This is a genomic window from Pseudomonas nitroreducens (assembly GCF_010994165.1).
GTDB lineage: Bacteria > Pseudomonadota > Gammaproteobacteria > Pseudomonadales > Pseudomonadaceae > Pseudomonas > Pseudomonas nitroreducens.
In genome coordinates this window covers 204,040-228,381 of record NZ_WMBX01000003.1, presented here as the reverse complement: position 1 = coordinate 228,381, position 24,342 = coordinate 204,040, and the positions used below count along the sequence as shown (strand labels likewise).

25 protein-coding genes are annotated in these 24,342 nt (G+C 66.5%); 24 read left to right on the top strand and 1 reads right to left on the bottom strand.

Annotation, left to right across the window (positions count from 1 at the left end; genetic code table 11):
* Positions 1 to 123: 123 nt before the first annotated feature.
* Complete coding sequence (qhpR, locus tag GJV37_RS14465; RefSeq protein ID WP_037018254.1) at positions 124 to 1,176, bottom strand: AraC-like transcriptional regulator QhpR; 1,053 nt, start codon at positions 1,174 to 1,176, stop codon at positions 124 to 126.
* A 360-nt stretch (positions 1,177 to 1,536) separates the two neighbouring features.
* On the opposite strand from qhpR, the gene eat reads away from it, so the two are divergent.
* The 24 genes from eat (at position 1,537) to GJV37_RS14345 (ending at position 24,299) form a co-directional block, all read left to right on the top strand.
* Positions 1,537 to 2,901: an ethanolamine permease gene (gene eat / locus GJV37_RS14460; RefSeq protein WP_024764682.1), complete on the top strand. Its 1,365-nt coding sequence runs from the start codon at positions 1,537 to 1,539 to the stop codon at positions 2,899 to 2,901.
* An 11-nt stretch (positions 2,902 to 2,912) separates the two neighbouring features.
* Complete coding sequence (locus tag GJV37_RS14455) at positions 2,913 to 4,307, top strand: ethanolamine ammonia-lyase subunit EutB (RefSeq protein WP_193452681.1); 1,395 nt, start codon at positions 2,913 to 2,915, stop codon at positions 4,305 to 4,307.
* Positions 4,308 to 4,332: 25 nt separating this feature from the next.
* Positions 4,333 to 5,139: an ethanolamine ammonia-lyase subunit EutC gene (eutC, locus tag GJV37_RS14450; RefSeq protein ID WP_170859220.1), complete on the top strand. Its 807-nt coding sequence runs from the start codon at positions 4,333 to 4,335 to the stop codon at positions 5,137 to 5,139.
* Between the two features lie 171 nt (positions 5,140 to 5,310).
* A complete protein-coding gene (locus tag GJV37_RS14445) occupies positions 5,311 to 5,823 on the top strand; it encodes a GspH/FimT family pseudopilin (RefSeq protein ID WP_065086592.1) in 513 nt (170 codons plus the stop codon).
* Between the two features lie 5 nt (positions 5,824 to 5,828).
* The gene (gene pilV, locus GJV37_RS14440; RefSeq protein WP_024764679.1) at positions 5,829 to 6,413 is read left to right on the top strand and encodes a type IV pilus modification protein PilV; all 585 of its coding nucleotides are present in this window, start codon (positions 5,829 to 5,831) and stop codon (positions 6,411 to 6,413) included.
* A complete protein-coding gene (locus GJV37_RS14435; protein WP_065086593.1) occupies positions 6,410 to 7,153 on the top strand; it encodes a PilW family protein in 744 nt (247 codons plus the stop codon). The genes pilV and GJV37_RS14435 overlap by 4 nt, the downstream gene beginning before the upstream one ends.
* Positions 7,150 to 7,695: a hypothetical protein gene (locus tag GJV37_RS14430; protein ID WP_024764677.1), complete on the top strand. Its 546-nt coding sequence runs from the start codon at positions 7,150 to 7,152 to the stop codon at positions 7,693 to 7,695. Before GJV37_RS14435 ends, GJV37_RS14430 begins: the two co-directional genes overlap by 4 nt.
* Complete coding sequence (locus GJV37_RS14425; protein WP_170859219.1) at positions 7,682 to 11,104, top strand: pilus assembly protein; 3,423 nt, start codon at positions 7,682 to 7,684, stop codon at positions 11,102 to 11,104. The genes GJV37_RS14430 and GJV37_RS14425 overlap by 14 nt, the downstream gene beginning before the upstream one ends.
* The gene (locus GJV37_RS14420; protein ID WP_276511415.1) at positions 11,104 to 11,547 is read left to right on the top strand and encodes a type IV pilin protein; all 444 of its coding nucleotides are present in this window, start codon (positions 11,104 to 11,106) and stop codon (positions 11,545 to 11,547) included. Before GJV37_RS14425 ends, GJV37_RS14420 begins: the two co-directional genes overlap by 1 nt.
* Before the next feature lie 122 nt (positions 11,548 to 11,669).
* Positions 11,670 to 12,134, top strand: coding sequence for a GNAT family N-acetyltransferase (locus tag GJV37_RS14415; RefSeq protein WP_024764674.1), 465 nt, complete (start codon positions 11,670 to 11,672; stop codon positions 12,132 to 12,134).
* 88 nt (positions 12,135 to 12,222) lie between these two features.
* Positions 12,223 to 13,107, top strand: a complete 885-nt coding sequence (locus tag GJV37_RS14410; protein ID WP_170859217.1) for a substrate-binding periplasmic protein — start codon at positions 12,223 to 12,225, stop codon at positions 13,105 to 13,107.
* A 194-nt stretch (positions 13,108 to 13,301) separates the two neighbouring features.
* Complete coding sequence (locus GJV37_RS14405; protein WP_024764672.1) at positions 13,302 to 13,961, top strand: DedA family protein; 660 nt, start codon at positions 13,302 to 13,304, stop codon at positions 13,959 to 13,961.
* A 7-nt stretch (positions 13,962 to 13,968) separates the two neighbouring features.
* Entirely contained in the window at positions 13,969 to 14,787 is an 819-nt protein-coding gene (locus GJV37_RS14400; protein WP_054908336.1) for a M90 family metallopeptidase, read from the top strand.
* An 80-nt stretch (positions 14,788 to 14,867) separates the two neighbouring features.
* Positions 14,868 to 15,398 carry an inorganic diphosphatase gene (gene ppa, locus GJV37_RS14395; protein ID WP_017521720.1) on the top strand — a complete coding sequence of 177 codons (531 nt, stop codon included), beginning with the start codon at positions 14,868 to 14,870 and terminating at the stop codon, positions 15,396 to 15,398.
* Between the two features lie 345 nt (positions 15,399 to 15,743).
* Positions 15,744 to 16,349, top strand: coding sequence for an START domain-containing protein (locus GJV37_RS14390; protein ID WP_246228345.1), 606 nt, complete (start codon positions 15,744 to 15,746; stop codon positions 16,347 to 16,349).
* A 126-nt stretch (positions 16,350 to 16,475) separates the two neighbouring features.
* Positions 16,476 to 16,721 (top strand): exodeoxyribonuclease VII small subunit, encoded by a 246-nt coding sequence (locus GJV37_RS14385; RefSeq protein WP_024764669.1) that lies wholly within the window; start codon positions 16,476 to 16,478, stop codon positions 16,719 to 16,721.
* Positions 16,718 to 17,605 carry a (2E,6E)-farnesyl diphosphate synthase gene (ispA, locus tag GJV37_RS14380; RefSeq protein ID WP_193452679.1) on the top strand — a complete coding sequence of 296 codons (888 nt, stop codon included), beginning with the start codon at positions 16,718 to 16,720 and terminating at the stop codon, positions 17,603 to 17,605. The genes GJV37_RS14385 and ispA overlap by 4 nt, the downstream gene beginning before the upstream one ends.
* 131 nt (positions 17,606 to 17,736) lie before the next feature.
* Complete coding sequence (locus GJV37_RS14375; RefSeq protein ID WP_024764667.1) at positions 17,737 to 18,411, top strand: GntR family transcriptional regulator; 675 nt, start codon at positions 17,737 to 17,739, stop codon at positions 18,409 to 18,411.
* Between the two features lie 113 nt (positions 18,412 to 18,524).
* Positions 18,525 to 19,469, top strand: a complete 945-nt coding sequence (locus GJV37_RS14370) for a 4-hydroxyproline epimerase (protein WP_024764666.1) — start codon at positions 18,525 to 18,527, stop codon at positions 19,467 to 19,469.
* A complete protein-coding gene (locus GJV37_RS14365) occupies positions 19,466 to 20,578 on the top strand; it encodes an NAD(P)/FAD-dependent oxidoreductase (RefSeq protein ID WP_170859215.1) in 1,113 nt (370 codons plus the stop codon). The genes GJV37_RS14370 and GJV37_RS14365 overlap by 4 nt, the downstream gene beginning before the upstream one ends.
* Positions 20,571 to 20,807 carry a (2Fe-2S)-binding protein gene (locus tag GJV37_RS14360; RefSeq protein WP_170859214.1) on the top strand — a complete coding sequence of 79 codons (237 nt, stop codon included), beginning with the start codon at positions 20,571 to 20,573 and terminating at the stop codon, positions 20,805 to 20,807. Before GJV37_RS14365 ends, GJV37_RS14360 begins: the two co-directional genes overlap by 8 nt.
* Positions 20,804 to 22,051 (top strand): NAD(P)/FAD-dependent oxidoreductase, encoded by a 1,248-nt coding sequence (locus tag GJV37_RS14355; protein ID WP_193452678.1) that lies wholly within the window; start codon positions 20,804 to 20,806, stop codon positions 22,049 to 22,051. Before GJV37_RS14360 ends, GJV37_RS14355 begins: the two co-directional genes overlap by 4 nt.
* A 158-nt stretch (positions 22,052 to 22,209) precedes the next feature.
* Positions 22,210 to 22,989 (top strand): AraC family transcriptional regulator, encoded by a 780-nt coding sequence (locus GJV37_RS14350; protein WP_084358087.1) that lies wholly within the window; start codon positions 22,210 to 22,212, stop codon positions 22,987 to 22,989.
* A 503-nt stretch (positions 22,990 to 23,492) separates the two neighbouring features.
* Complete coding sequence (locus tag GJV37_RS14345; protein ID WP_024764662.1) at positions 23,493 to 24,299, top strand: ABC transporter substrate-binding protein; 807 nt, start codon at positions 23,493 to 23,495, stop codon at positions 24,297 to 24,299.
* Positions 24,300 to 24,342 lie beyond the last annotated feature (43 nt).

Here is a 24,342-nt window from a genome sequence, read left to right as displayed (position 1 = left end):
GGGGCAGCTCGAGTCGACTGACGCTATGGTTTCATCCTGCTCCGAACGGTCCCCTCTCCCCCTGGGAGAGGGTTAGGGTGAGGGTAATCCCGAGCGCAGATTTCACCTCTAGAGCGGGGAATATCAGCCCACATCACTCCGCCACTGCCGAGGACTCACGCCGAACCAGCGGCGAAAGGCGCGGGAGAAGGCACTGGTCTCGGAATAACCCAGCAACGGCGCCAACTCGGAAATCGGTCGCTGCGGCTGACGAAGGTAATGCAGTGCCAATTCGCGGCGGGTGTTTTCCACCAGTTGGCTGAAGCTCAGCCCAGCCTCGCGCAGGCGGCGCTGCAGGCCGGCGCTGGTGAGTTCCAGTTGCTCGGCGATCAGTTCCAGCGAAGGCTCGCCATCGGCCAGCGCCAGGCGAATCTGCGTGCCGGCGTCCTCGACCAGGTTGGGCGCGCCACTTTGTTCGCCCAGACGACGAATCACGTCCTGCACCAGGAACAGCAGGTTGGCATCGCGCTCGGGCATCTGCCGGCCGTAGAGGTCGCGCTTGGGAATCAGCATCGAGTTGCAGCCGCGCTGGAACAGCACCGGCGCGTCGAACACCCGGCCATGTTCCTGCCAGCCTTCGGGCCGTGCATGCTCGAAGCTCACCGCACGAGGCGCCCACTCGGGGCCGAGCGCATGGCGCATCAGGTTCAGCGCCATGCCCAGGGTCAGCTCGGCGTCCTGGCGGCGGTCGAGGATCGCGCCGTGGCGGACCTGGTAGTCGAAGCGGTAGCACTCGCCGCAATCCACCAGGCGGATCAGCGTGTCGTGCTGGTGATAGGGAAAGGCGGCGGCGAAGTTCTTCAGCGCGTCTTCCAGCGTCTCGGAACACAGCCCGACGTAGCCCAGCAGGCCCAGTTCGCGCGGGCGGAACTGCTCGCCGTAGCGCAGCCCGAAGTTGTCACAGCCCGACTGTCGCGCGGCTTCTTCCAGCACCTGGCAATAGTTGGTCAGCGCCAGGCTCAGGGTGGGATGCAGCAGGCGTTCCGGGTCAATGCCGGCACGGCCGAAGACGCGGTCGATATCACCGCCCTGGTCGCCGATGAAACGACCCAGGCCGCTGGCGGCAGCAGACAGCACGCCGATATTGCTGGCCAGGGGCAGGCTAAGGCCGGACGGAGAAAACAGAGGCTGGCTCATGTCGGTTACCGATCTTGTTTTGAGACGCGCAAGGCACATGTCTCCCGGAAGGTAGGGAACGAATAAACAAAGCAATTCCCGTGCCTCGCCATGCATTACCGATCAGCCGGACACGGCGCCACGCCTGGCCTGCAGCTGCCACCGCAGAGGGCAGATGCGAGGAATTGGGCACCAGAAACGGGCACCGGGCGCCGTGTGGGGCAATGGGTAACAGCCAGTTGACCCTGCGCGGCGAAAGCCGATTCCAGCGGTCAAGTCTTGCGCGGCAGTGCGCCACTACCATCGAGGCTCAGGTATCCGTCCACGCCCCTGCGGCCCGCCATCTGCGGCCTACCCCTTGCGGAGAGAGGAACAACAACAATGAGCGCATCACAACTCAAACCAACGCTGGGCACCCTGCACCTCTGGGGGCTCGCCGTGGGCCTGGTGATCTCCGGCGAGTACTTCGGCTGGAGCTACGGCTGGGCCGCCGCCGGCACCCTGGGTTTCCTCGTCACCACGCTGATGGTCGCGGTGATGTATACCTGCTTCATCTTCAGCTACACCGAACTGACCACCGCCATCCCCCACGCTGGCGGGCCGTTCGCCTACAGCCTGCGGGCGTTCGGCAAGACCGGCGGGATGATCGCCGGCATCGCCACCCTGATCGAATTCGTCTTCGCCCCGCCGGCCATCGCCATGGCCATCGGCGCCTACCTCAACGTGCAGTTCCCCGGCCTCGATCCGAAGTGGGCCGCGACCGGCGCCTACGTGATCTTCATGACCCTGAACATCCTCGGCGTGAGCATCGCCGCCACCTTCGAGCTGGTGGTGACGGTGTTGGCGGTGGCCGAGCTGCTGGTGTTCATGGGCGTGGTGGCGCCGGGCTTCAGCTTCAGCAACTTCGTGCTCAACGGCTGGGCCGGCTCGGACGTGTTCGGCGCCCCGGCCATGGCCGGCATCTTCGCGGCGATTCCCTTCGCCATCTGGTTCTTCCTCGCCATCGAGGGCGCGGCCATGGCTGCCGAAGAGGCGAAAGACCCGAAACGCACCATCCCGCGCGCCTACATCGCCGGCATCCTGACCCTGGTGACGCTGGCCATCGGCGTGATGATCTTCGCCGGCGGCGTGGGCGACTGGCGCGCGCTGTCGAACATCAACGACCCGCTGCCGCAGGCGATGAAAGCCGTGGTCGGCAACAATTCCACCTGGATGCACATGCTGGTGTGGATCGGCCTGTTCGGCCTGGTGGCGAGCTTCCACGGCATCATCCTCGGTTACTCGCGGCAGTTCTTCGCCCTGGCTCGCGCGGGCTTCCTGCCACGTAGTCTGGCCAAACTCTCGCGCTTCCAGACCCCGCACCGCGCCATCCTCGCTGGCGGTGTCGTGGGTATCGCAGCGATCTTCAGCGACAGCCTGATCAGCCTGCAGGGCATGACCCTGACCGCGGCGATGATCACCATGAGCGTGTTCGGCGCCATCGTCATGTACATCATGAGCATGTTCAGCCTGTTCAAGCTGCGCCGCAGCGAGCCGGACCTGGAGCGCAGCTTCCGCGCGCCGGGCTACCCGTTGGTCCCGGCCATCGCCCTGGTGCTGGCGCTGGTCTGCCTGGCCGCGATGCTATGGTTCAATAGCGTCATCGCCTCAGTGTTCCTGGTGCTGATGATCGGCGGCTGCTCCTGCTGCAGCATCGTCATCAGCCTCAACCGCGGCACCGAAGCATCCTTCGCCAGCCAGGGCTGAGAGAGGTCAGCATGTCCGGATTCGCCCACAGCATCGGTGGCCAGACCTGGCGCTTCGACAGCCTGCGCGAGGTGATGGCCAAGGCCAGCCCGGCGCGCTCCGGCGACCGCCTCGCCGGGGTCGCCGCCGGCAGCGACGCCGAGCGCGTGGCCGCGCAGATGGCGCTGGCCGATATCCCGCTCAAGCACTTCCTCGACGAGGCGCTGATCCCCTACGAGAGCGACGAGGTCACCCGGCTGATCATCGACAGCCATGATCGCGAAGCCTTCGCCCCGGTCAGCCACCTCACGGTCGGCGGCCTGCGCGACTGGCTGCTCGGCGATGCCGCCGACGAAACCAGCCTGCGCGCCCTGGCGCCGGGGCTGACGCCGGAAATGGCAGCCGCGGTATCGAAGATCATGCGCGTGCAGGACCTGGTGCTGGTGGCGCAAAAAATCCGCGTGGTCACCCGTTTCCGCAACACCATGGGGCTGCGCGGGCGCATGTCGACGCGGCTGCAACCCAACCACCCCACGGATGACCCGGCGGGCATCGCCGCCAGCGTGCTCGACGGCCTGCTCTACGGCAACGGCGATGCCATGCTCGGCATCAACCCGGCCACCGACAGCCTGCAGTCGATCTGCACGCTGCTGGAGATGCTCGACGCGATCATCCAGCGCTACGAGATTCCCACCCAGTCCTGCGTGCTCACCCACGTCACCAGTTCCATCGAGGCGATCAACCGTGGCGCGCCGCTGGACCTGGTGTTCCAGTCCATCGCCGGTACCGAAGCGGCCAACGCCAGCTTCGGCGTGAGCCTGTCGATCCTCCAGGAAGGCTACGAGGCGGGACTGTCGCAGAAGCGCGGCACCCTGGGCGACAACCTGATGTACTTCGAAACCGGCCAGGGCAGCGCGCTGTCGGCCAACGCCCACCACGGCGTCGACCAGCAGACCTGCGAGACCCGCGCCTACGCGGTGGCGCGGCACTTCAAGCCGTTCCTGGTGAACACCGTGGTCGGCTTCATCGGCCCGGAATACCTGTACAACGGCAAGCAGATCATCCGCGCCGGGTTGGAGGATCACTTCTGCGCCAAGCTGCTCGGCGTGCCCATGGGCTGCGACATCTGCTACACCAACCACGCCGAGGCCGACCAGGACGACATGGATATGCTCCTGACCCTGCTGGGCGTGGCCGGCATCAACTTCATCATGGGCATCCCGGGTTCCGACGATGTGATGCTCAACTACCAGACCACCTCCTTCCACGACGCGCTCTACGCGCGCCAGACGCTGGGCCTGCGGCCGGCGCCGGAGTTCGAGGCGTGGCTTGCGCGCATGGAAATTCTCCACCAGCAGGACGGCCGCGTGCACATGGCCAGCCAGCTTCCCGGCGCCTTCCGCCATGCGCTTGCGCAACTGTCCTGAGGGCCGCTCGCCTGAGGAGTCTTCGATGAGCGACAGCTTCACCCCCAATCCCTGGCAGGAGCTGCGCCGGCTGACCTCCGCGCGCATCGCCCTGGGCCGTGCCGGCACCAGCCTGCCGACCAGTGCGCAGCTGGATTTCCAGTTCGCCCATGCCCAGGCGCGTGACGCCGTGCACCTGCCGTTCGACCGCGACGGGCTCGCCGCGCAACTGTCTGAACACGGCCGCGAGACGCTGCTGCTGCACAGCGCCGCCGCCGACCGCGACACCTATCTGCAACGCCCCGATCTCGGCCGCCGCCTGAACGAAGATTCGGCAGCGATCCTGCGCCGCCATGCCGAGCGCCATCCACAAGGCTACGACCTCGCCGTGGTGATCGCCGACGGGCTTTCCTCGCTGGCCGTGCAGCGCCACAGCCTGCCCTTCCTCGAACGCATGGAAGAACAGGCGCGCAACGAAGGCTGGAGCCTGTCGCCGGTCGCCCTGGTGCAACAGGGCCGGGTCGCCGTCGCCGATGAAGTGGCCGAGTTGCTGCGGGCGAAGATGGTGGTGATCCTGATCGGCGAGCGCCCCGGCCTGTCATCACCGGACAGCCTCGGCCTGTACTTCACCTGGGCGCCGAAGGTCGGCCTGAACGACGCCTACCGCAACTGCATCTCCAACGTGCGCCTGGAGGGTTTGAGCTACGGCCTGGCCACGCACCGCCTGCTCTACCTGATGCGCGAGGCGTGCCGCCGGCAGCTGTCGGGAGTGAACCTGAAGGACGAGGCGCAGCTACCTGCGCTGGAAGGAGACGACGGGCCGTCACGGGGTAATTTCCTGCTCGGTGGCTGAGCAGGAAGGCCCTGCCGTGAACGCGACCACATGCCGCGCAGGTGATCGCCGTCTTTAAGAATCGTCTTAAATCGCCCCTCCCGCTCATCGCGATAAAAACCTCGCCATCAAGGACCGTGCACTGGCACGGAAGGCTGCGCCGCCCGGCGCACCCCAGTCGATGGCGAGAACATGGATTCACCCCGTAGCGCTACCTTCACCCGGCTTGCGAGCCAACGCGGCATCACCCTGGTCGAGACCCTGGTGACCATCGCGATCCTGGCGATCCTGCTGGGTATCGCAGTGCCCTCCTTCGACCTGCTGATCAACCGCAACCGCGCCCAGAGCGGCGGCAAGCAACTGATCGGCCTGCTGCAATATGCCCGCGCGCAGGCGCAGATCAGCCACCAGGAAATCAGCGTCACACCGCAGGCATCCGGTGACTGGGCTTCGATGCTGGTGGTGTCCCAGCGGCGTGGCGGCGACCTGGCTGGCAGCCAGGCCATCGAACTGCGCCGCACCCAGCTGGACGACTCGGCCAAGGTGCAGGTCCAGACCAGCACCAGCGCCGCAAGGGTAGTCTTCGACGGCAACGGTATCGCCGAATCCGGCCTCGACTACCCGCTGGTCTTCACCCTCGTGTCCGGCAGCTACAGCAGCCAGGTCTGCCTGCAACGCAGCGGAGCGGCATGGGTATGCGAATGAGGCCGATGCCCAGCGAGCGGGGCTTCTACCTGATCGAGGTCATGGTCGCGGTGATGCTCACCAGCGTTGGGCTGCTGGGCATGCTGGCCCTGCAGGCGCGCAGCATCAGCTACGCCCACGACAGCCAGCAGCGGCAGAACGCGATCCTTCTGGCGGCCGATCTCGCCCGCAGCATGCAGGCCAACCGCGAGGGGCTGGTCCGTGAGGGCAAGCTCAGGGACGATGCGGCATTCCTGGTGGCCAAGGGCAGCGCGTTCCCCAGCCTGGGCAGCGGTGCGTCCTGCGTCACCAGCGGGCTCGGCGCGAGCGACAGGATCCGTCGCGAGCTGGCCTGCTGGACGGCGCAGGTGCAGCGCCGACTCGTCACCGACGACGAACTGCTCAAGGACTCCACCTTCATCTGCGCCACCCGCGACGGTAAATCCTGCGCCAGCGGTTCGAAACAGCCCCTGCTGCTGATCCAGCTGGCCTGGCACAGCCGCAACTGCCGCAACGGCAGCCCGACCGTTGCCGAGGACGCCGACTCCGCCTGCCTGAGCGCGGACGCTGACGGTGGCGTCGAGCGCTATCGACTGAGTTTCCAGCCATGAACGCCAGCACACAGAAAGGCCTGTCACTGATCGAGCTCATGGTCGCGCTGGCGCTCGGCACCCTGGTGCTGTTCACCGTGCTGCAGATCTACCTGTCGGGCAGCGACCACGCTGCCTTCAACAATGCCCAGCAACAGAACCAAAGCCGCGCGCGCTTCCTCCTCGACCTGCTGCAGAACGAGGCCGGGCATGCCGGTTACGTCGCCTGGCAACGCCATGCCGTGGCCCAGGACGCCACGCAATTCGACTTCATCCTCGACCGCGACGGCCCCTTCCCTTCGCTGACCGACAGCCGTACCGGCTGCAGCTTTGGCGCTGGCAAGGTCAGTTCCGTCGACGCCAACGGCAAGGGCCTGTGTCTGCGCTACCAGCGTTCGCAGCGGGTCGACGCACAGTTCCAGCAGGACTGCAGTGGCGGCGCCCTCTACAGCGATACCGACAGCGGCACGCCGCTGGTACTGGTAAGCCACCTGTACTTCTCGAACGGCGAGCTGCGCTGCAAGACCAACAACAGCGCTTCCGCCGGCGAGGCGGTGCTCGCCACGGGCATCCACGACCTGCGTTTCCTCGCCGCCTCGGTCAACCAGGTCCGCGTCGGCCTGGTGCTGACTTCGACCCGCCCGCTGCTGCCGGAGAACTGCACCTATCCCGACCCGCTCGGCGACCAGCAGAAGGACACCGGTACGCGCGGGCTGTGCGGCGCCTTCGCGCAGACGCTCTACCTGAGGAACCAGCCATGACCCGGCAACGCGGCCAGACCCTGTTGATCGCCCTGATCCTGCTGCTCGGCCTGAGCATCCTGACCCTGGGCAATCTGCGCAACGGCCTGCTACTGGACAACAGCCTCGCCGACGCCCGCGACTATCAGGCGGCGCTGGGCGGCGCCACCTCGGCCATCAACGAGGCGCTGTACCGCAGTCGACATAGCCCGAGCATGGCGGTGGGCACCGTCGACGACTGCATCGATACCGCGCAGGACCAGCAGCAGGTGCTGCTCTGCGACCGTCTCTGGCTGAACCCTTCCGACCCGGCCAGCAGCGCCCTCATCACGAAAGCGCGCACCTACCGCGGCAACGACCTCGCCAGTCCGGGCGAGCTGGATGAACTCAGCCGCGCGCCACGCTGGTATGTGGCCGCCCAGTGCGAAAGCCGCTCCTCCAGCGCCATGGCCGACTGCCTGGCCGGCAGCGGCACCCTGCTGCTGCAGGTGAACGCCCTTGCCACCGGCATCACCGACCAGGCCCAGGTACGCCTGCAGGAGTACGCCCGTGTGCAACGCTGAAACCCTCCTGCGTGGCGCACTGCTGGGAGCCGCTGTGCTCGCCGGCGGCAACGCTGCGGCCGCCACGCCGAGCCAGGCACCGCTGTTCCTGGTCGAGGGCGTCTCGCCGAACCTGATCGTCACCCTCGACGACTCCGGCAGCATGACCAGCGCCTACACGCCCGACGGCATGAGTTCCTACACCATCGCCAACCGCTCCGCGTCGTACAACCCGATGTACTACAACCCGGCGATCACCTACGAAGCGCCGTGGAAGGTCACCTTCAGCGGTGGGCGCCTCATCAGCGAGCGCTACACCACCCAGTTCGACAAGGCGTACTACGACGGCTTCCTCACCCTCCAGACCGGGACGTTGGACCTGAACAGGTACACCGGCAACGGCTACGGGCAGAACTCGATCCAGGCTGTCAACACCACCGACAGCTACAAGCAATACGCCCACTACTACCAGTTCGACGCCGCCTGTCCGCATGCCCGCAACGTTGCCACCAATGCGCTCAGCGCCGTACAGAACTGCGCAACCGACTACTCGTACACCAATGCAAACGCCTGCACCAAGAGCTGCTTCGCGCCTCGCTGGGTCACGACGGCAGAGGAAAAACAGAACTACGCCAACTGGTTTTCCTTCTACCGTACTCGCCAGCTCGCGACGCGCACCGCCGCCAACCTGGCATTGTTCGAGCTGCCCGATCATATCCGCGTGACCTGGCAGGGGCTGAACAGCTGCTACAACACCAACTTCAACCTGTCCTCCACAACCTGCGGCAACCAGACCCTGGCGGCCTTCGCCGACCAGCACAAGGCTGACTTCTTCACCTTCACCAGCCGCCTGGTCGCCAGTGGCGGTACCCCGCTGGGCGCCGCGCAGAACCGGGTCAACAGCTACCTCTCCAGCACGTCCGCGTACAACCCCTATGCTCGCGCGCCGGGCGCCACGCGCGACGTGAAGACCGAGTACGCCTGCCGCCCCACCTACCACCTGCTGATGACCGATGGCTTCGGTGACGGCTCCGGTGGCAACAATGCCGACGGCACCACGCGCACCCTGCCCGACGGAAAGGCCTTCGCCGCCAGCGCGCCTTTCTACGACAAGTGGTCCAATACCCTGGCCGACAACATCTTCCTCGGTTGGGCGACCGATGCGCGCGCCGATCTGGAGAACAAGGTCCCGCCGCGCTACCGCGACGGCAACGACTACTGGAATCCGAAGAACGATCCGGCCACCTGGCAGCACGTCACCACCTACACCGTGGGATTGGGCCTCGGCCCGACACTGAAGTACCTGCAGTGGGGAGGTGACACCTACTCGGGTTCCTACCCGCAACTGCTCGATGGCAGCAAGAGCTGGCCCAACCCCAGCGGCAGCACGGTGCTGGACGGCATGACGGTAACCGCCAACGAAGGCAAGGTGGCGGCGCTCTGGCATGGTGCGCTGAACGCCCGTGGCGAGTTCTTCAGCGCCGACTCCACCAGCGAACTGGTACAGGCCTTCCAGGCCATCGTCAGCAGCATTTCCACCAACCAGCTGGCGGTCGCCGCGGCAGGCGCCAGCTCGACCTCGCTGAGCACCGACACCTACCTCTACCGCGCCAGCTACCAGCCCAACGACTGGAGCGGCGACATCCTGCAATACCGCCTCGATGCCGACGGCAACGCCCAGGCCAATACCGCGCTGTCCTTCCGCAACCAGCTCGACCAGCGCTCGCCTGGGAGCCGCAACCTCTACTTCAACTCACGCCCCGACCGTCCAAGTGGGAGCCTCCAGGCCTTCGCCTGGGACAACCTCGCGACCTCACAGCAGGACCTGCTCGACAAGGCGCCCGGCACCCAGACTCGCGACCATCTCGGCCAGCGTCGCCTTGCCTGGCTGCGTGGCGACCGCAGTGACGAAGACGCCACGTTCCGTGCGCGCAACCATCTGCTCGGCGACATCATCTACTCCTCGCCGGTCGTAGTCGGCGCCCCCTCCAGCGTCACCTACTACCTGGAGAAAGCCGCCCGCACCACGGGCTACGAAACCTTCCGTCAGGACCACGCGGACCGCGAACGGCGCATTTACGTCGGTGCCAACGACGGCATGCTGCATGCCTTCGACGAAACGGGCCGGGAACGCTGGGCCTTCATCCCTGCCGCCGTGGTCGACAAGCTCAACTACCTGCCGGCGAAAAACTACGCGGGGCGCTCGGAGGAGGAGAACACCAACAACCTGCACCGCTTCTTCGTCGACGGCACTGCCGTCACCCAGGATGTCTATTTCGACGGTGCCTGGCGCACTGTCCTGGTGATGGCGCCGGGACGCGGCGGGCGCGGGCTGTTCGCCCTGGACATAACCGATCCGGACTCGCCCGCGCTGCTCTGGGAGCACACCGCCCGCGCAACCAGCCGCGACGGCAAGACCATCGACTTCGGCTACCTGCTGGAGCGCCCGGTCATCACCTCCTTCGATGGCGAGCCCTACATCCTCACTGGCAATGGCTACGACGCGGGCAAGGGCTATTCGCTGTCGATCCGCCTGGCCGACGGCCGGATCGATGCCGCCAGCCACGCCACCGGCGGCGACGGTGACGTCGCCAGCACGGTCGCCTGGACCCAGGCCGCCAGCCCCGGGGAACTCGCCCAGCGCTATTACGGCAGCCTTCAGGGCAACCTGTATCGCCAAGGCGGCATCGATGCCAAGGCAAGCCTGCTGGCCAGCCTCGCCAGCGCACGGGGCCAGGCTGTGAGCGCGGCACCGGAAGTCACCCAGCATCCGCGCGGCGGGCAGCTGGTGCTGGCCGGCACGGGCAAGTACTTCGAAGGCAGCGACAAAGAAGGCCCGGCCACCGCGCAATCGCTCTATGGGTTCTGGGACCAGACCGACTACCTCGCCCACGTCGATGGCGCCGGCGATCCCGCCACCCTGACCAGACTGGGCGACCTGCAGAAGCAGACGCTCACCGAGGAAACCGTCAGCCACAGCGGCGGCAGCACCCTGGTCCGGCAACTGAGCAGCGCCAGCGTGAGCTGGGACAGCAGCGGCAAGCGTGGCGTCGGCATCCGAGGCTGGTACTTCGATCTGGCCGACAGCGAGATGATCCTCGACCAGCCCTTCATGCTCGGCGACGTTCTTTTCGTCACCGTCAGCAAGCCCAACGCCGACCCCTGCAGTGCCGGGATCACCTACTGGCTGCTCGCCGTCAACCCGAAGACCGGAGGGGCGCTGAGCTTCAACGTCTTCGACCTGGCAGGCGACGGCTCCTTCAGTGAACGCGCCAGCGGCATCCAGATCGAAGGCCCGGTGACACGCATCGGCGGCAACCTCTATACCCCCGACGGCAGCCGCCTGCCCGTACAGCTCTTCGACCCGGTCAACCAGGGCCGCTTCAACTGGCAGATCCTGAATTTCAACCTGCCCACGGGGTACCCCTGATGTCCATCCGTATGCCCGCGAGCCAGGTGCAAGGCTTCACGCTGATCGAGCTGATGGTAGTGGTCTGCATCCTCGCGCTGCTGGCCGGCATCGCCATCCCCAGCTATCGCCAGTACGTCCTGCGCGCCAATCGCAGCGAGGCCCAGACACTGCTGCGCGACGCCGCTGCGCAGCAGGAGCGCTACCTGGCGCAATACAGCAAGTACACCGATGCCGCGACCCGGCTGGCCTTCGGTTACCCGCTGGTCGATGGCAAACGCCTGTCGCCGCACCAGCTTTATGAACTGCAGGCCGAGTTCATCGGCGGCAACACCCGCAGCTACCGCCTGACCGCCCTGCGCCGGGGCGCCCAGGCCAGCGACAGCGAATGCGGCGACTTCACCCTCGACCACCAGGGCCAGCGCGGCACCAGCGCCGGCAGCGTGGATAGCTGCTGGCGCTGATCAAACGCTCGCTTGGATTGCGCTTTCCACAAATTCTGGTGCAGCATCGGACCAATGGCTATTCGCTGGCATAGCCCCTGCATTGCCATACCAGCCCACCCACCTCCCGCCGAGGCCCGCTTATGCGCATCGTGCAAGCCACGCTCGACCACCTCGATCTGCTCGCTCCGTTGTTCGTCAAATATCGCGAGTTCTACGGGATGCTCCCCTACCCCGAGTCCTCGCGGAAATTCCTCGAGAAGCGCCTGCGCCGCAAGGAATCGGTGATCTACCTGGCCCTGCCGGACGACGACGACAACAAGCTGCTGGGCTTCTGCCAGCTCTACCCGAGCTTCTCCTCGCTCTCGCTCAAGCGCGTGTGGATCCTCAACGACATCTACGTCGCCGAAGAAGCCCGCCGCCAACTGGTCGCCGACCACCTGCTGCAGACCGCCCGACAGATGGCCCGCGAGACCCAGGCCGTGCGCATGCGCGTGTCCACCAGCGTCAACAACGAAGTGGCGCAGAAGGTCTACGAGTCCATCGGCTTCCGCGAGGACAGCGAGTTCAAGAACTACATCCTGCCGATCAGCGACGACCTCAACTGAGGCACGCAACGGCCCGCTGGCGGCGGCGGGCCGGGCACACTAAAGTGCCATCATCGGAATTGCCGCGGCCTCCGCATGAAGGGATCCCATGCGTATTTCCCTGCTCGTCCTGCGCACCGCCTGCTTCTGCCTGGGTCTTGCGGGCGCCATCGCCCAGGCCCAGACGTTACGTGTCGCCACCCTGGAATGGGCACCCTACGTCGGTAGCGACCTGCCGGGCAACGGGCTGGCCAGCCGCATCCTCAACGAAGCCCTGGCGCTCAATGGCGACAAGGCAGAACTGGTGTTCCTGCCCTGGCAGCGGGCGCTCAACGAAACCCGCGAGGGCCGCTTCGACGCGCTGATGCCGGCGTACCTGTCGCCCGACCGCCGCCAGGACTTCTACACATCGATGCCGCTGCTGGACTCCCAGCTCGGCTTCTTCCGCCGTCGCGACCGCGCCCTGCCGATCAACCCCCGCGACCTCGATACCCTGCGCCCCTACCGCATCGGCGTGGTGCGCGGCTACGTCAACCAGGAGAGCTTCGACAGCGCCGACTTCCTCAACAAGGACGTGGTCAGCAGCGACTGGCAGAACCTGGAAAAACTCCTGCGCGGGCGCATCGACCTGGCCGTGGTGGACCGTTACACCGGCTACCAGTTGCTCAGCCAGAACGCCCCGGCGCTGCGCGAACAACTGGAGTTCGTCGACCCGCCGCTGGAGGTCAAGCCGCTCTACGTGCTGGTGCCGAAGAAGCGCGCCGAAGGCGAAGCCCTCGCCGCCAGCCTCGACCGCGGCCTGCGCACCCTGCGCCGCAGCGGGCGCCTGCAGCAGCTGATTGCCGAGGCACGCCTGGAAACCGCGATGAACACCCGTGAAGTCGCCGCACACCCGCTGGCCGAACAATTGCCAGCCGCCGGCGAGCAGCACGGTGCGGCATCGGCACCCAAGGTGGCGCCCGCCCTGTTGAGCTGGCAGGCGAGCCTGCTCTGACGCAGCGTCCAGCGCTTCTGCGGTATTTGTCACAAGGCGTTGCCGCGCTTGCAGCGACAGGATTTTCACGCAGAAGCTGTAATATCCTCCCGCGGCTCTCCGTCGCAGGATTCGACGGAGAGCGCCCCCGGCAGTCAGGTCGCGCCTTATAATGGTCGGCCCGGCCGTTCACCTCGTTGTCAAACAGGCTTCTCATGGAATTCAACCCGATCGACCTGATTCTCCACCTCGACAGCTACCTGTCGCTGGCGGTAGCCAACTATGGCACCTGGATCTACGCCATCCTCTTCCTGGTGATCTTCTGCGAGACCGGTCTGGTGGTGACGCCCTTCCTGCCGGGCGACTCGCTGCTCTTCATCGCCGGTGCCATCTGCGCCGCCGGCGGCATGGACCCCTGGCTGCTCGGCGGCCTGCTGCTGCTCGCGGCGATCAGCGGCGACAGTACCAACTACGTGATCGGCCGAACCCTGGGCAAGCGCCTGTTCAGCAACCCGAACTCGAAGGTCTTCCGCCGCGACTACCTGGACCAGACTCACGCCTTCTACGAGCGCCACGGCGGCAAGACCGTGACCCTGGCGCGCTTCCTGCCCATCGTGCGCACCTTCGCGCCCTTCGTCGCCGGCATGGCCTACATGCCCTACGCGCGCTTCCTGTTCTTCAGCGTGGCCGGCAGCATCGCCTGGGTCGGCGGCCTGGTGACCCTGGGCTACTTCTTCGGCAACGTGCCCTTCATCAAGCAGAACCTCTCGGTGATGATCATCGCCATCATCGCCTTCTCCCTGGTACCCATGCTGATCGGCTTCATCCGCCACAAGATGCGCCCATCGGCCAAGGCCCAGCCAGGCGAGCACTGATCCGCCCATGTGGTCGTTCAGCGCCTGGCGCCGCCGGCGCTTCCTCGCCCGCTATCCGCTCGACGCCCAGCTCTGGGAGCAGGTGCGGCGGCAGCTGCCGATCCTCGACGGCCTGAGCGAAGAGGAACTGCGCCGGCTCGGCGAGCGGGCGCTGCTGTTCCTGCGCGACAAGCGCCTCTCGCCGCTGCCCGGCATCGAACTGGACGACTACCGCCGCCTGCTGCTCGCCACCCAGGCCGAGCTGCCGCTGCTGCACCTGCCGGACCTGAACTGGTACAGCGGCTTCCATGAGCTGGTGCTCTACCCCGACGACTTCGTCAGCCCGCAGAAACACCGCGACCCCGCTGGCGTCATGCACGAATTCGACGACGAGCGCGCCGGCGAAACCTCCCTGCAAGGCCCGGTGATCCTTGCCTGGCCCGGCGTGGAGAGCGGCGGTGGCTGGGACGCCTACAACCTGGTGATCCACGAACTGGCGCACAAGCTCGATATGCTCAACGGCGACGCCAACGGCCTGCCGCCACTGCACCGCGACATGCGCGTCACCGACTGGGCCGCCGCCATGCAGGCCGCCTACGACGACATGAACCGCCAGCTCGACCGCGATCCGCAGGCGCACACCGCCATCGACCCTTACGCGGCCGAGAATCCTGCCGAGTTCTTCGCCGTCACCAGCGAGTACTTCTTTACCGCTCCGGACCTCCTTCAGGCGGCCTATCCCAAAGTCTATGAGCAGCTTTCGCTGTTCTACCGGCAAGATCCGCTCTCGCGCCTGCACCGGCTGCAAGCCGAGCACCCCGAATATCAGGAAACTCGGGCGCACTAGGCGATGTCTGTGGCTTGGACACGGCAATCTGCCTATAATCCGCCGCACTTTTTCGGCCCGACCACTATCTGGAGTCGTCCATGAGCTACAGCAGCATCCCGGCTGGCAAAGACCTGCCGAACGACATTTACGTCGCCATCGAGATCCCGGCCAACCACGCGCCGATCAAGTACGAGATCGACAAGGACACCGACTGCCTGTTCGTCGACCGTTTCATGGCCACCCCGATGTTCTACCCGGCCAACTACGGCTTCATCCCGAACACCCTGGCCGACGACGGTGACCCCCTGGACGTGCTGGTCGTGACCCCGTATCCGGTCGCTCCGGGCTCCGTGATCCGCGCCCGTCCGGTTGGCGTGCTGAACATGAGCGACGAAGCCGGCGGCGACGCCAAGCTGATCGCCGTACCGCACGACAAGCTGACCGTCCTGTACAAGGACGTGAAGGAATACACCGACCTGCCGGCCCTGCTGCTGGAGCAGATCAAGCACTTCTTCGAGAACTACAAGGATCTCGAGAAGGGCAAGTGGGTGAAGGTCGAAGGCTGGGGCGACGCCGCCCAGGCCCACGACTACATCACCAAGGCCGTCGCCGCCTTCCAGGCCAAGTGATGGTCGCGGGGTAGCCCCCGCCGCGAAGAAGCCCCGCCACTGCGGGGCTTTTTTGTGACCGGGATTAGGCTTTTCGTCCCGACTTTGCTACCATGCGCGCCCCGCACGCAGTCCCCTGCGTTGCCACAGAATCAAGGCGGCCCGCCCTACCAGAAGTAAGGTTGGACCACCCCCTGAAAGCCGGCCACAAGCCGGCTTTTTTAATGCCTGCGAAAAAGCCTCAGCCCATGTCAGACCGCTCGCCAGCCAATGCGCCGCTGTCACCAGGCAGGCATAAGATCAAGCTATCCCCTCGCCGGTTGCACCGACATGACACGCCTCTCGCCACTTCACGTTGCCTTGCTCATGGCAGCGCCACTGCTGACATGCAACCCGGCCTGGGCGCAGGCGCAAGACTGGAAACTGGCGAGGAACGAAGATGGCGTGCAGGTTTACCTTCGCGACGTGCCCGGCTCCCGCTACAAGAGTTTCCGCGGGGTGACCCTGGTGAAATCCGACGTCGCCACCCTCGGCCACCTGCAGGAGAACCTGCGCGTCTCCTGCGCCTGGCTCTACGCCTGCGCGCTGATGCGCCTGCTCAAGTACAGTGACGAGGCGATCTGGGTCTACCTCGACACCAAGCTCCCGTGGCCCGCCGCCCCGCGGGACCTGGTGCTGAAGGTGAGCACCGAGGAAACCGCGGACGGCGGCATGATCCGCCACCTGCAGGCTGCGCCGGACTATCTTCCTCCGGTGAAGGACCGCATACGCGTACCCAATGTTTCCGGCACCTGGCAGATGGTCCCCAAGGGCCCGAAGCTCACCGAAGTCACCTACGAAATGCGCGGCGAACCCGGCGGCAGCGTGCCGTCATGGCTGGCGAATCAGTTCGTGGTCGATGCTCCATTCGAGTCGCTGCGCATGCTCAGGGTGGTGGCGGAGCATCAGGGCGTCCGCGACGGCGGCTATTAGAAACCGGTCCGAAAGCGCCGCCGGCAAGGGTTGTGCAGTCGCTGGCGGCCTGACCGAAGATTTGCCCGCAAAGCCCGTCTCTGCTAGTGTCGCGAGGTTTCCGAATACCCCCGCCGAGATGTCCGCATGGCCCGCAAGAAAGCTTCCCTCGACTTCGAACAGTCCCTCGCCGAGCTGCAAACGCTGGTGGAGCGCCTGGAAAGCGGCGAGTTGTCGCTGGAGGACTCGCTGGGGGCCTTCGAGCAGGGCATCCGCCTGACGCGCGACTGCCAGGCGGCGCTGACCCAGGCGGAGCAGAAGGTGCAGATCCTGCTGGAACGCGATGGCGAACTGAGCGAAGCGCCCTTCGATCCGGAAGGCGAAGACGCATGATCGCCGGGTACCAGGCGCGCTGTACGGCGCGTGTCGACGCTGCGCTGGAAAAACTCTTCGTCGCCCCCCGTGAAGAACTCACTCGCATCTACGCCGCCATGCGCTACAGCGTGGTCAACGGTGGCAAGCGCGTGCGCCCGCTGTTGGCCTACGCGGCCTGCGAAGCACTGGGCGGCGACGCCGAGCGGGCGGACGGCGCTGCTTGCGCAGTGGAGCTGATCCACGCCTATTCCCTGGTGCACGACGATCTGCCGGCGATGGACGACGACGACCTGCGTCGCGGCCAGCCGACCACCCACATTGCCTACGACGAGGCCTGCGCGATTCTCGCCGGTGACGGCCTGCAGGCACTGGCATTCGAGGTGATCGGTAACGCCCAGCTCAATCCGCAGGATGCCCAGACCCGCTTGGACATGCTGATGATCCTCGCCCGCGCCGCCGGTTCGGCCGGGATGGTTGGCGGGCAGGCGATCGACCTGGAGTCCGTGGGCCGCAAGATCGACCAGGCCGCACTGGAAACCATGCACCGGCACAAGACCGGCGCGCTGATCGAGGCCAGCGTGCAGCTCGGCGCCCTCGCCAGCGGCCGCGCCAACACCGATGCGCTGCAAGCCCTGCGCCGCTACGCCGAAGCCGTGGGCCTGGCGTTCCAGGTGCAGGACGACATCCTCGACGTGGAAAGCGACACCGCCACCCTCGGCAAGACCCAGGGCAAGGACCAGGCGCACGACAAGCCGACTTACCCCGCCCTGCTCGGCCTTGACGAAGCGAAGGCCTACGCCTTGGCGCTGCGCGACCAGTCGCTGGCCGCGCTGGAAGGCTTTGGCGATAGCGCCGAACCGCTGCGCGCCCTCGCCCGCTATATCGTCGAACGCCGTAACTGATTCCCCGGCACGCGCATTGCGTGTGCAAATCCCCTGATTCATCCATTGCGATGACCGCTCGCCGGTGCTTCACTGCATTACAGGGATTTCGTATACCATATCCGACAACAACCACCTGACCGGACTGCATCGTGCCGCTACGCAACGCCCCCAACCTGGGTATCGTCCCCTCCGCCTCGGAGACCATCGCCAAGCACCTGCGCGAGGCGATCATTTCCGGCCAGATGGCAGAGCACGAGCCGATCCGCCAGGACGATATCGCGCAGATCTTCAACGTCAGCAAAATTCCCGTGCGCGAGGCGCTCAAGCGCCTGGAGGCCGAGGGGCTGGTGGAGTTCCAGCGCAACAAGGGGGCGCTGGTGACGAAGATATCCGAGCCGGAACTGGCGCAGATGTTCGAGGTACGGGTCGTTCTCGAAGCCCAGGCGATCCGCCTGGCGGTGCCGAACATGACCGCCGAGACCTTCGAGCGCGCCGAGCGCATCTGTGCCGAGTTCGTCGGCGAGGACGATGTCGGCCGCTGGGCGGAACTGAACTGGGAGCTGCATGCCTGTCTCTATGAACCGGCGCAGCGGCCCTACCTGGTTGGCCTGATCCGCTCCATCCATGACAAGCTCGAACGCTACCTGCGCATGCAGATGAGCCTGTCCTCCGGCAAGGATCGCGCGGATCACGAGCACCACGACATCCTCGACGCCTGCCGCGCCGGCGATGGCGAGCTGGCCGCGCGCCTGCTGGAAGAACACATCAACGGTGTCTGCCGCACGCTCTACGAGCACCTGCCGAATCGGCCGACACCGAGCTGATCGAAAAGACCCGCTGTGCCGATTTCATCATCGGCCCGGCGGAAAACCCTCAAGCTCCCATCCCCGCTCCGCGCCACCCTAGGGTCAACCACAAGACCACCTCAGGGGGCAGCATGAAACGCATCCAGGTTCTCGATTCCCACACCGGCGGCGAACCCACGCGCCTGGTGCTCGACGGCTTTCCCGATCTGGGCAAGGGCAGCATGGCCGAACGCCGTGCGCTGCTGGCCAGGGAGCACGACAGCTGGCGCGCCGCGACCGTGCTGGAGCCGCGCGGCAGCGATGTGCTGGTCGGCGCATTGCTCTGCGAGCCGGTGGACCCGAGCGCCTGCGCCGGGGTGATCTTCTTCAACAACACCGGTTACCTGGGCATGTGCGGCCACGGCACCATCGGCCTGGTCGTCTCGCTGGCGCACCTGGGGCGTATCGGCCCCGGCACGCACAAGATCGAGACGCCGGTGGGCACCGTCGAAGCAACCCTGCACGACGACCGCTCGGTGAGCGTGCGCAACGTCCCTTCCTATCGCTACCGCAAGCAGGTGCCGGTGCAAGTGCCCGGCCATGGCCTGGTGCACGGCGACATCGCCTGGGGCGGCAACTGGTTCTTCCTGATCGCCGATCACGGCCTGCGCGTCGCCGGCGACAACCTGGACGAACTGACTGCCTACACCGTCGCCGTGCAGAAGGCGCTGGAAGACCAGGGCATCCGCGGCGAAGACGGTGGCCTGATCGATCACATCGAGCTGTTCGCCGACGATCCCGATGCGGACAGCCGCAACTACGTGCTCTGCCCCGGCAAGGCCTACGACCGCTCGCCCTGCGGCACCGGCACCAGCGCCAAGCTGGCGTGCCTGGCCGCTGACGGCAAGCTCGCCGCCGGCGACGCCTGGCGCCAGGCCAGCGTGATCGGCAGCCAGTTCGAGGGCCGCTTCGAGTGGGTCGGCGAGCCTGCCGAGGGGCGCATCATCCCGACCATCCGCGGGCGCGCCAACATCAGCGCGGAAGCCACCCTGCTGCTGGAAGAAGACGACCCGTTCGCCTGGGGCATCCGTTCGTGAGCGATGCGGACATCATCGTCATCGGCGCCGGCATCGTCGGCGCCGCCTGCGCCCACGCCCTCGCCCGCCGCGGCCTGGACGTGCTGGTGCTGGATGCGCGCCTGCCCGGCGCCACCGCCGTCGGCATGGGCCACCTGCTGGTGCTCGACGACAATGCCGCCGAACTGGCGCTGAGCAACTACTCGCTGCAGCGCTGGCGCGAGTGGGGCCACGACATGCCCGCCGAATGCGCGTACCGCAGCAACGGCACGATGTGGCTGGCGGCCAATGACGAAGAGATGGCCGAAGCCGAACGCAAGTTCGCCGTGCTGCGCGAGCACGGCGTCGCCGCAAGGCTGCTAAACAGCGCGGAGCTGCAGCAGGAAGAACCCGAGCTGCGCAGCGACCTGCACGGCGGGCTGGAGATCACCGGTGACGGCATTCTCTACGCGCCGCGCGCCGCCGCGTGGCTGCTGGAGTCGGCGCTGAAACCGATCCGCCAGCGCCAGGCCAAGGTGGTGGAAATCGACGAACCCCGAGTGCGCCTGGACGACGGCCAGTGGCTGAGCGCCAAGGCCATCGTCCTGGCCAATGGCATCCAGGCCACGCAGCTCTGCGCCGACCTGCCCATCGAACCGAAAAAAGGTCATCTGCTGATCACCGACCGCTACCCCGGCAAGGTGCGCCGCACGCTGGTGGAGCTGGGCTACGTGACCAGCGCGCACAACGCCAGCGGGCCTTCGGTGGCCTGCAACATCCAGCCGCGCCCGACCGGCCAGTTGTTCATCGGCGCCTCGCGGCAGTTCGGCACCACCGACCCGCAGGTGGAAGGCTGGATGCTGGCGAAGATGCTGCGCCGCGCTGTGGACTACATGCCCGGCCTGGCCAACCTCAACGTGATCCGCAGCTGGGCCGGCTTCCGCGCCGCCAGCCCGGACGGCATGCCGCTGGTGGGCGAAAATCCGCAGCGCCCCGGCCTGTGGCTCGCTGTCGGCCACGAAGGCCTGGGCGTAACCACCGCGCCGGGCACCGCCGACCTGCTCGCCGCGCAGCTGTGCGGCGAAGCGTTGCCGCTGCCGGCCGAACCCTACTCCCCGCGCCGCTTCCTCGGAGCCACCACCCATGCCTAACCTGACTCTTGACGGCCGCCCACTGCATGTCGTCGCCGGCACCACGGTGGCCGCCGCACTTGCCCTGGGCGGCGACGGCACCACACGCACCTCGGTCAGCGGCCAGCGCCGTGCGCCGCTATGCGGCATGGGCATCTGCCAGGAGTGCCGGGTGATCATCGACGGCCAGCGCCGCCTGGCCTGCCAGACCCTGTGCCGCGAGGGCATGCAGGTGGAGACGCGCCCATGAGCGAGCCCGTCGATATCCTCATCATCGGTGCCGGGCCGGCGGGAATGTCCGCCGCCCTCGCCGCCGCGCCGAGCGGCGCCAGCATCGTCATCCTCGACGACAACCCGCTGCCCGGCGGGCAGATCTGGCGCGACGGGCCCAATGCGCACCTGCCGCGCGCCGCTCTGGAGCTGCGCGAAGAAGTCGCCGCCTGCGCCAACATCAGGATTCACAGCGCCACACGCGTGGTGGCCCTGGCCGGCGAACGCGGCCTGCTGCTGGAAGACTTCCAACGTGGCTGGCGGCTGGATTACCGCAAGCTGATCCTCTGCACCGGTGCCCGCGAGCTGCTGCTGCCCTTCCCCGGCTGGACGCTGCCCGGCGTCACCGGTGCAGGCGGACTGCAGGCACTGGTGAAAGGCGGCGTACCGGTGGACGGCCAGCGTGTAGTGATCGCCGGCAGCGGCCCGTTGCTGCTCGCCAGCGCCGCGACCGCCCGCGCCAACGGCGCGAAGATCCAGCGCATCGCCGAACAGGCCTCTTGGTCTGCGTTGGCCAGCTTCGCCCTGAAGCTGCCACGCTGGCCGAACAAGCTGTTGCAGTCCTTCGGCCTGTACGACCCGGCCTACCGTGCCGACAGCCATATCGTCGCCGCACTGGGGACAGATCACCTGGAAGGCGTGCGAATCAGCCAGGGTGGCAAGCTGAAGGAAATCGAATGCGACCGACTGGGCTGCGGCTTCGGTCTCATCCCCAACGTGCAGTTCGGCCAGGCACTGGGCTGCGCGGTGGACGACGGTGCAATCCGCGTCGACGCCTGGCAGGCGAGCAGCCGCGATGGCATCTACGCCGCGGGCGAATGCACCGGCTTCGGCGGCTCGGAGAAGGCCCTGGTGGAGGGCAGCATCGCCGGCCACGCCGCCGTGGGTGAACACGACCGCGCCCGTGGGCTCTGGCCGCAGCGCCAGCGCTGGCAGGGCTTCGCCGACGCACTGAAAAAGGACTTTGCCCTCGACCCGCGCCTGAACCAGCTCGCCCAACCGGACACCCTGGTCTGCCGCTGCGAAGACGTGCCCTACTCGGCACTGGCGGGCAAACCGGACTGGACCGCCGCCAAGCTCGCCAGCCGCTGCGGCATGGGCGCCTGCCAAGGCCGTGTGTGCGGTGCGGCAGCCAAACAGCTGTTCGGCTGGCAACCGCCGGCGCCGCGTCCTCCCTTCAGCCCGACGCGGGTGGAAACCTTGCTGCAGCTCGCCGAAGACTGAGCTCCAACCGGATCACTCGTAGGGCGGATAAAGCGGCACGCTTTATCCGCCACGCCCACCTGCGTACGTGGCGGCCGGCGGATAACGCCCGAGGCGTTATTCGCCCTACGAGTTGACAGCGTCCCGCCATCTCGCCACCTTGCAGCGTACCTTCCGCCATGTTCCGACAGCCGACTCGCCTCCCGATGCACGACCTGATTCCCCAGGGCGCCCGCGACCTGGATAGCCTGCTGCAGACCCTTGCGCAGATTTCCCCGCTGCTCGATGCCATGCCCGGCGTGGTGTTCTTCATCAAGGACACCGCGGCGCGCTACGTGCTGGTCAACCAGACCCTGGCGCGGCGCTGCGGTGTGAAGGATGCCCGCGAGCTGCTCGGGCGCACCGCCGAGGAGGTCTTCCCGTCGCGCTTCGGCCCGATCTACACCGAGCAGGATCGCCGCGTACTGGAAACCGGCGGCCAGCTCAGCGATCAGCTGGAGCTGCACCTCTACCCCGGCCGGCTGCCAGGCTGGTGCCTGACCCACAAGCTGGCGCTGCGCGATGCGCAAGGCGCCGTGATCGGCATGGCGGGAATTTCCAGCGACCTGCAGGCGGCGCAATCCACGCATCCCGCTTACCAGCGCCTGGCGGCAGTGGACGCCTATATCCGCGAACACTTCGACAAGCCGATCAACCTTGCCGAGCTGACCGAGCTGGCCGGCCTCTCCGTCGCCCAGCTGGAGCGCCACTGCAAGCGCATCTTCCAGCTCACGCCACGGCAGATGATCCACAAGGCGCGCCTGGGTGCCGCCACGCGCCTGCTCGGCGAGGACCTGCCGATCACCGAGATCGCCCTGCGTTGCGGCTACACAGACCACAGCGCCTTCAGCCGGCAGTTCCGCGCACTGACCGGGCTGTCGCCGACGCAATATCGCGAGTCGCAGGTCGCGCCCAACTGACGAAACCTGTAGCGCCCCATGCGCGCGATCGCTGGCATGGGCTGAGGGGCTCCTCCTCTACAAGTGCCCCCTCACCCTAACCCTCTCCCGCAAGCGGGAGAGGGGACCGTTCTGAGCAGCATGAGACCCCCAGCGTCAGCCGGCACGATCTGCCCCCTCACCCTCAGGAGCGGGGCGCGTAGCCAGGGCTGGGGATAGGGGAAAGCAGGCACGAACTTTCCCGCAGAAGACAATTGCTCCCACAAGGGACATCAACGCGCACAGCTTCCCGAGTGCTCCCATACGGGGCAGCGAAACACGCTCCTGCTTCATTTGGTAACAGCGCTCGGAACGCACCTACAGCCAATTCGAAGCACCCTGTAGCCCTGATCCCACCAATAGCAGGCCTCGCGACCGATCGGTCATGCCCGGGCCATTTCTGGCACATGCCTTGCTCTAAGAAATATCGTATACGAAATCCATAATACAAAATCGCTGCACAACACTGACTCAGAGAGGCCCCCATGAAATTCTCCCGAATTGCGCTAGCCCTCACCGCTGTGTTTCTCGTCGGCCAGGCCCAGGCTGACAAGCTCGACGACATCATTGAATCCGGCAAGCTGCGCTGCGCCGTCACCCTGGACTTCCCGCCGATGGGTTCGCGCGATGCGCAGAACAACCCGGTCGGCTTCGACGTGGACTACTGCAACGACCTGGCGAAAGTCCTCGGTGTTACCGCCGAAGTCGTCGAGACGCCCTTCCCGGATCGTATCCCCGCGCTGGTATCCGGCCGCGCCGACGTGATCGTCGCTTCCACCTCCGACACCCTGGAGCGCGCCAAGACGGTCGCCATGACCATCCCCTACTTCGCCTTCCAGATGGTGGTGCTGACCCGCGAGGACACCGGCATCACCCAGTACGAGGACATCAAGGACCGCCCGGTGGGCAACACCAGCGGCACCTATGAAGCCATCGCTCTGGAGAAGGACGTGAAGAAATGGGGCGGCAAGGGCTCCTTCCGCGCCTACCAGAGCCAGAACGACACCATCCTCGCCGTCGCCCAGGGTCACATCGACGCCACCGTGGTGACCAACACCGTCGCCGCCTCCACCCTGAAATCCGGCAAGTACAAGGGCCTGAAGGTCGTCGGCAACGCGCCCTACGTGATCGACTACGTGTCGCTGGCCGCCGCGCGCAACGAGTACGGCCTGATCCACTACCTCAACCTCTTCGTCAACCAGCAGGTCCGCACCGGCCGTTACGCCGAGCTGTACGAGAAGTGGGTCGGCGGCACCCCGGTCGACCTCACCGTTCCCCACGTGTACTACTGACGGCGGGCGCAACATGTCTTCGATTCAGGCTTCAAGGGTGCGG

Coding starts and splice junctions, on each gene's coding strand:
- qhpR (WP_037018254.1), bottom strand. CDS start 1,176: ATGAGCCAGCCTCTGTTTTCTCCGTCCGGCCTTAGCCTGCCCCTGGCC.
- eat (WP_024764682.1), top strand. CDS start 1,537: ATGAGCGCATCACAACTCAAACCAACGCTGGGCACCCTGCACCTCTGG.
- GJV37_RS14455 (WP_193452681.1), top strand. CDS start 2,913: ATGTCCGGATTCGCCCACAGCATCGGTGGCCAGACCTGGCGCTTCGAC.
- eutC (WP_170859220.1), top strand. CDS start 4,333: ATGAGCGACAGCTTCACCCCCAATCCCTGGCAGGAGCTGCGCCGGCTG.
- GJV37_RS14445 (WP_065086592.1), top strand. CDS start 5,311: ATGGATTCACCCCGTAGCGCTACCTTCACCCGGCTTGCGAGCCAACGC.
- pilV (WP_024764679.1), top strand. CDS start 5,829: ATGCCCAGCGAGCGGGGCTTCTACCTGATCGAGGTCATGGTCGCGGTG.
- GJV37_RS14435 (WP_065086593.1), top strand. CDS start 6,410: ATGAACGCCAGCACACAGAAAGGCCTGTCACTGATCGAGCTCATGGTC.
- GJV37_RS14430 (WP_024764677.1), top strand. CDS start 7,150: ATGACCCGGCAACGCGGCCAGACCCTGTTGATCGCCCTGATCCTGCTG.
- GJV37_RS14420 (WP_276511415.1), top strand. CDS start 11,104: ATGTCCATCCGTATGCCCGCGAGCCAGGTGCAAGGCTTCACGCTGATC.
- GJV37_RS14415 (WP_024764674.1), top strand. CDS start 11,670: ATGCGCATCGTGCAAGCCACGCTCGACCACCTCGATCTGCTCGCTCCG.
- GJV37_RS14410 (WP_170859217.1), top strand. CDS start 12,223: ATGCGTATTTCCCTGCTCGTCCTGCGCACCGCCTGCTTCTGCCTGGGT.
- GJV37_RS14405 (WP_024764672.1), top strand. CDS start 13,302: ATGGAATTCAACCCGATCGACCTGATTCTCCACCTCGACAGCTACCTG.
- GJV37_RS14400 (WP_054908336.1), top strand. CDS start 13,969: ATGTGGTCGTTCAGCGCCTGGCGCCGCCGGCGCTTCCTCGCCCGCTAT.
- ppa (WP_017521720.1), top strand. CDS start 14,868: ATGAGCTACAGCAGCATCCCGGCTGGCAAAGACCTGCCGAACGACATT.
- GJV37_RS14390 (WP_246228345.1), top strand. CDS start 15,744: ATGGCAGCGCCACTGCTGACATGCAACCCGGCCTGGGCGCAGGCGCAA.
- GJV37_RS14385 (WP_024764669.1), top strand. CDS start 16,476: ATGGCCCGCAAGAAAGCTTCCCTCGACTTCGAACAGTCCCTCGCCGAG.
- ispA (WP_193452679.1), top strand. CDS start 16,718: ATGATCGCCGGGTACCAGGCGCGCTGTACGGCGCGTGTCGACGCTGCG.
- GJV37_RS14370 (WP_024764666.1), top strand. CDS start 18,525: ATGAAACGCATCCAGGTTCTCGATTCCCACACCGGCGGCGAACCCACG.
- GJV37_RS14360 (WP_170859214.1), top strand. CDS start 20,571: ATGCCTAACCTGACTCTTGACGGCCGCCCACTGCATGTCGTCGCCGGC.
- GJV37_RS14355 (WP_193452678.1), top strand. CDS start 20,804: ATGAGCGAGCCCGTCGATATCCTCATCATCGGTGCCGGGCCGGCGGGA.
- GJV37_RS14350 (WP_084358087.1), top strand. CDS start 22,210: ATGTTCCGACAGCCGACTCGCCTCCCGATGCACGACCTGATTCCCCAG.
- GJV37_RS14345 (WP_024764662.1), top strand. CDS start 23,493: ATGAAATTCTCCCGAATTGCGCTAGCCCTCACCGCTGTGTTTCTCGTC.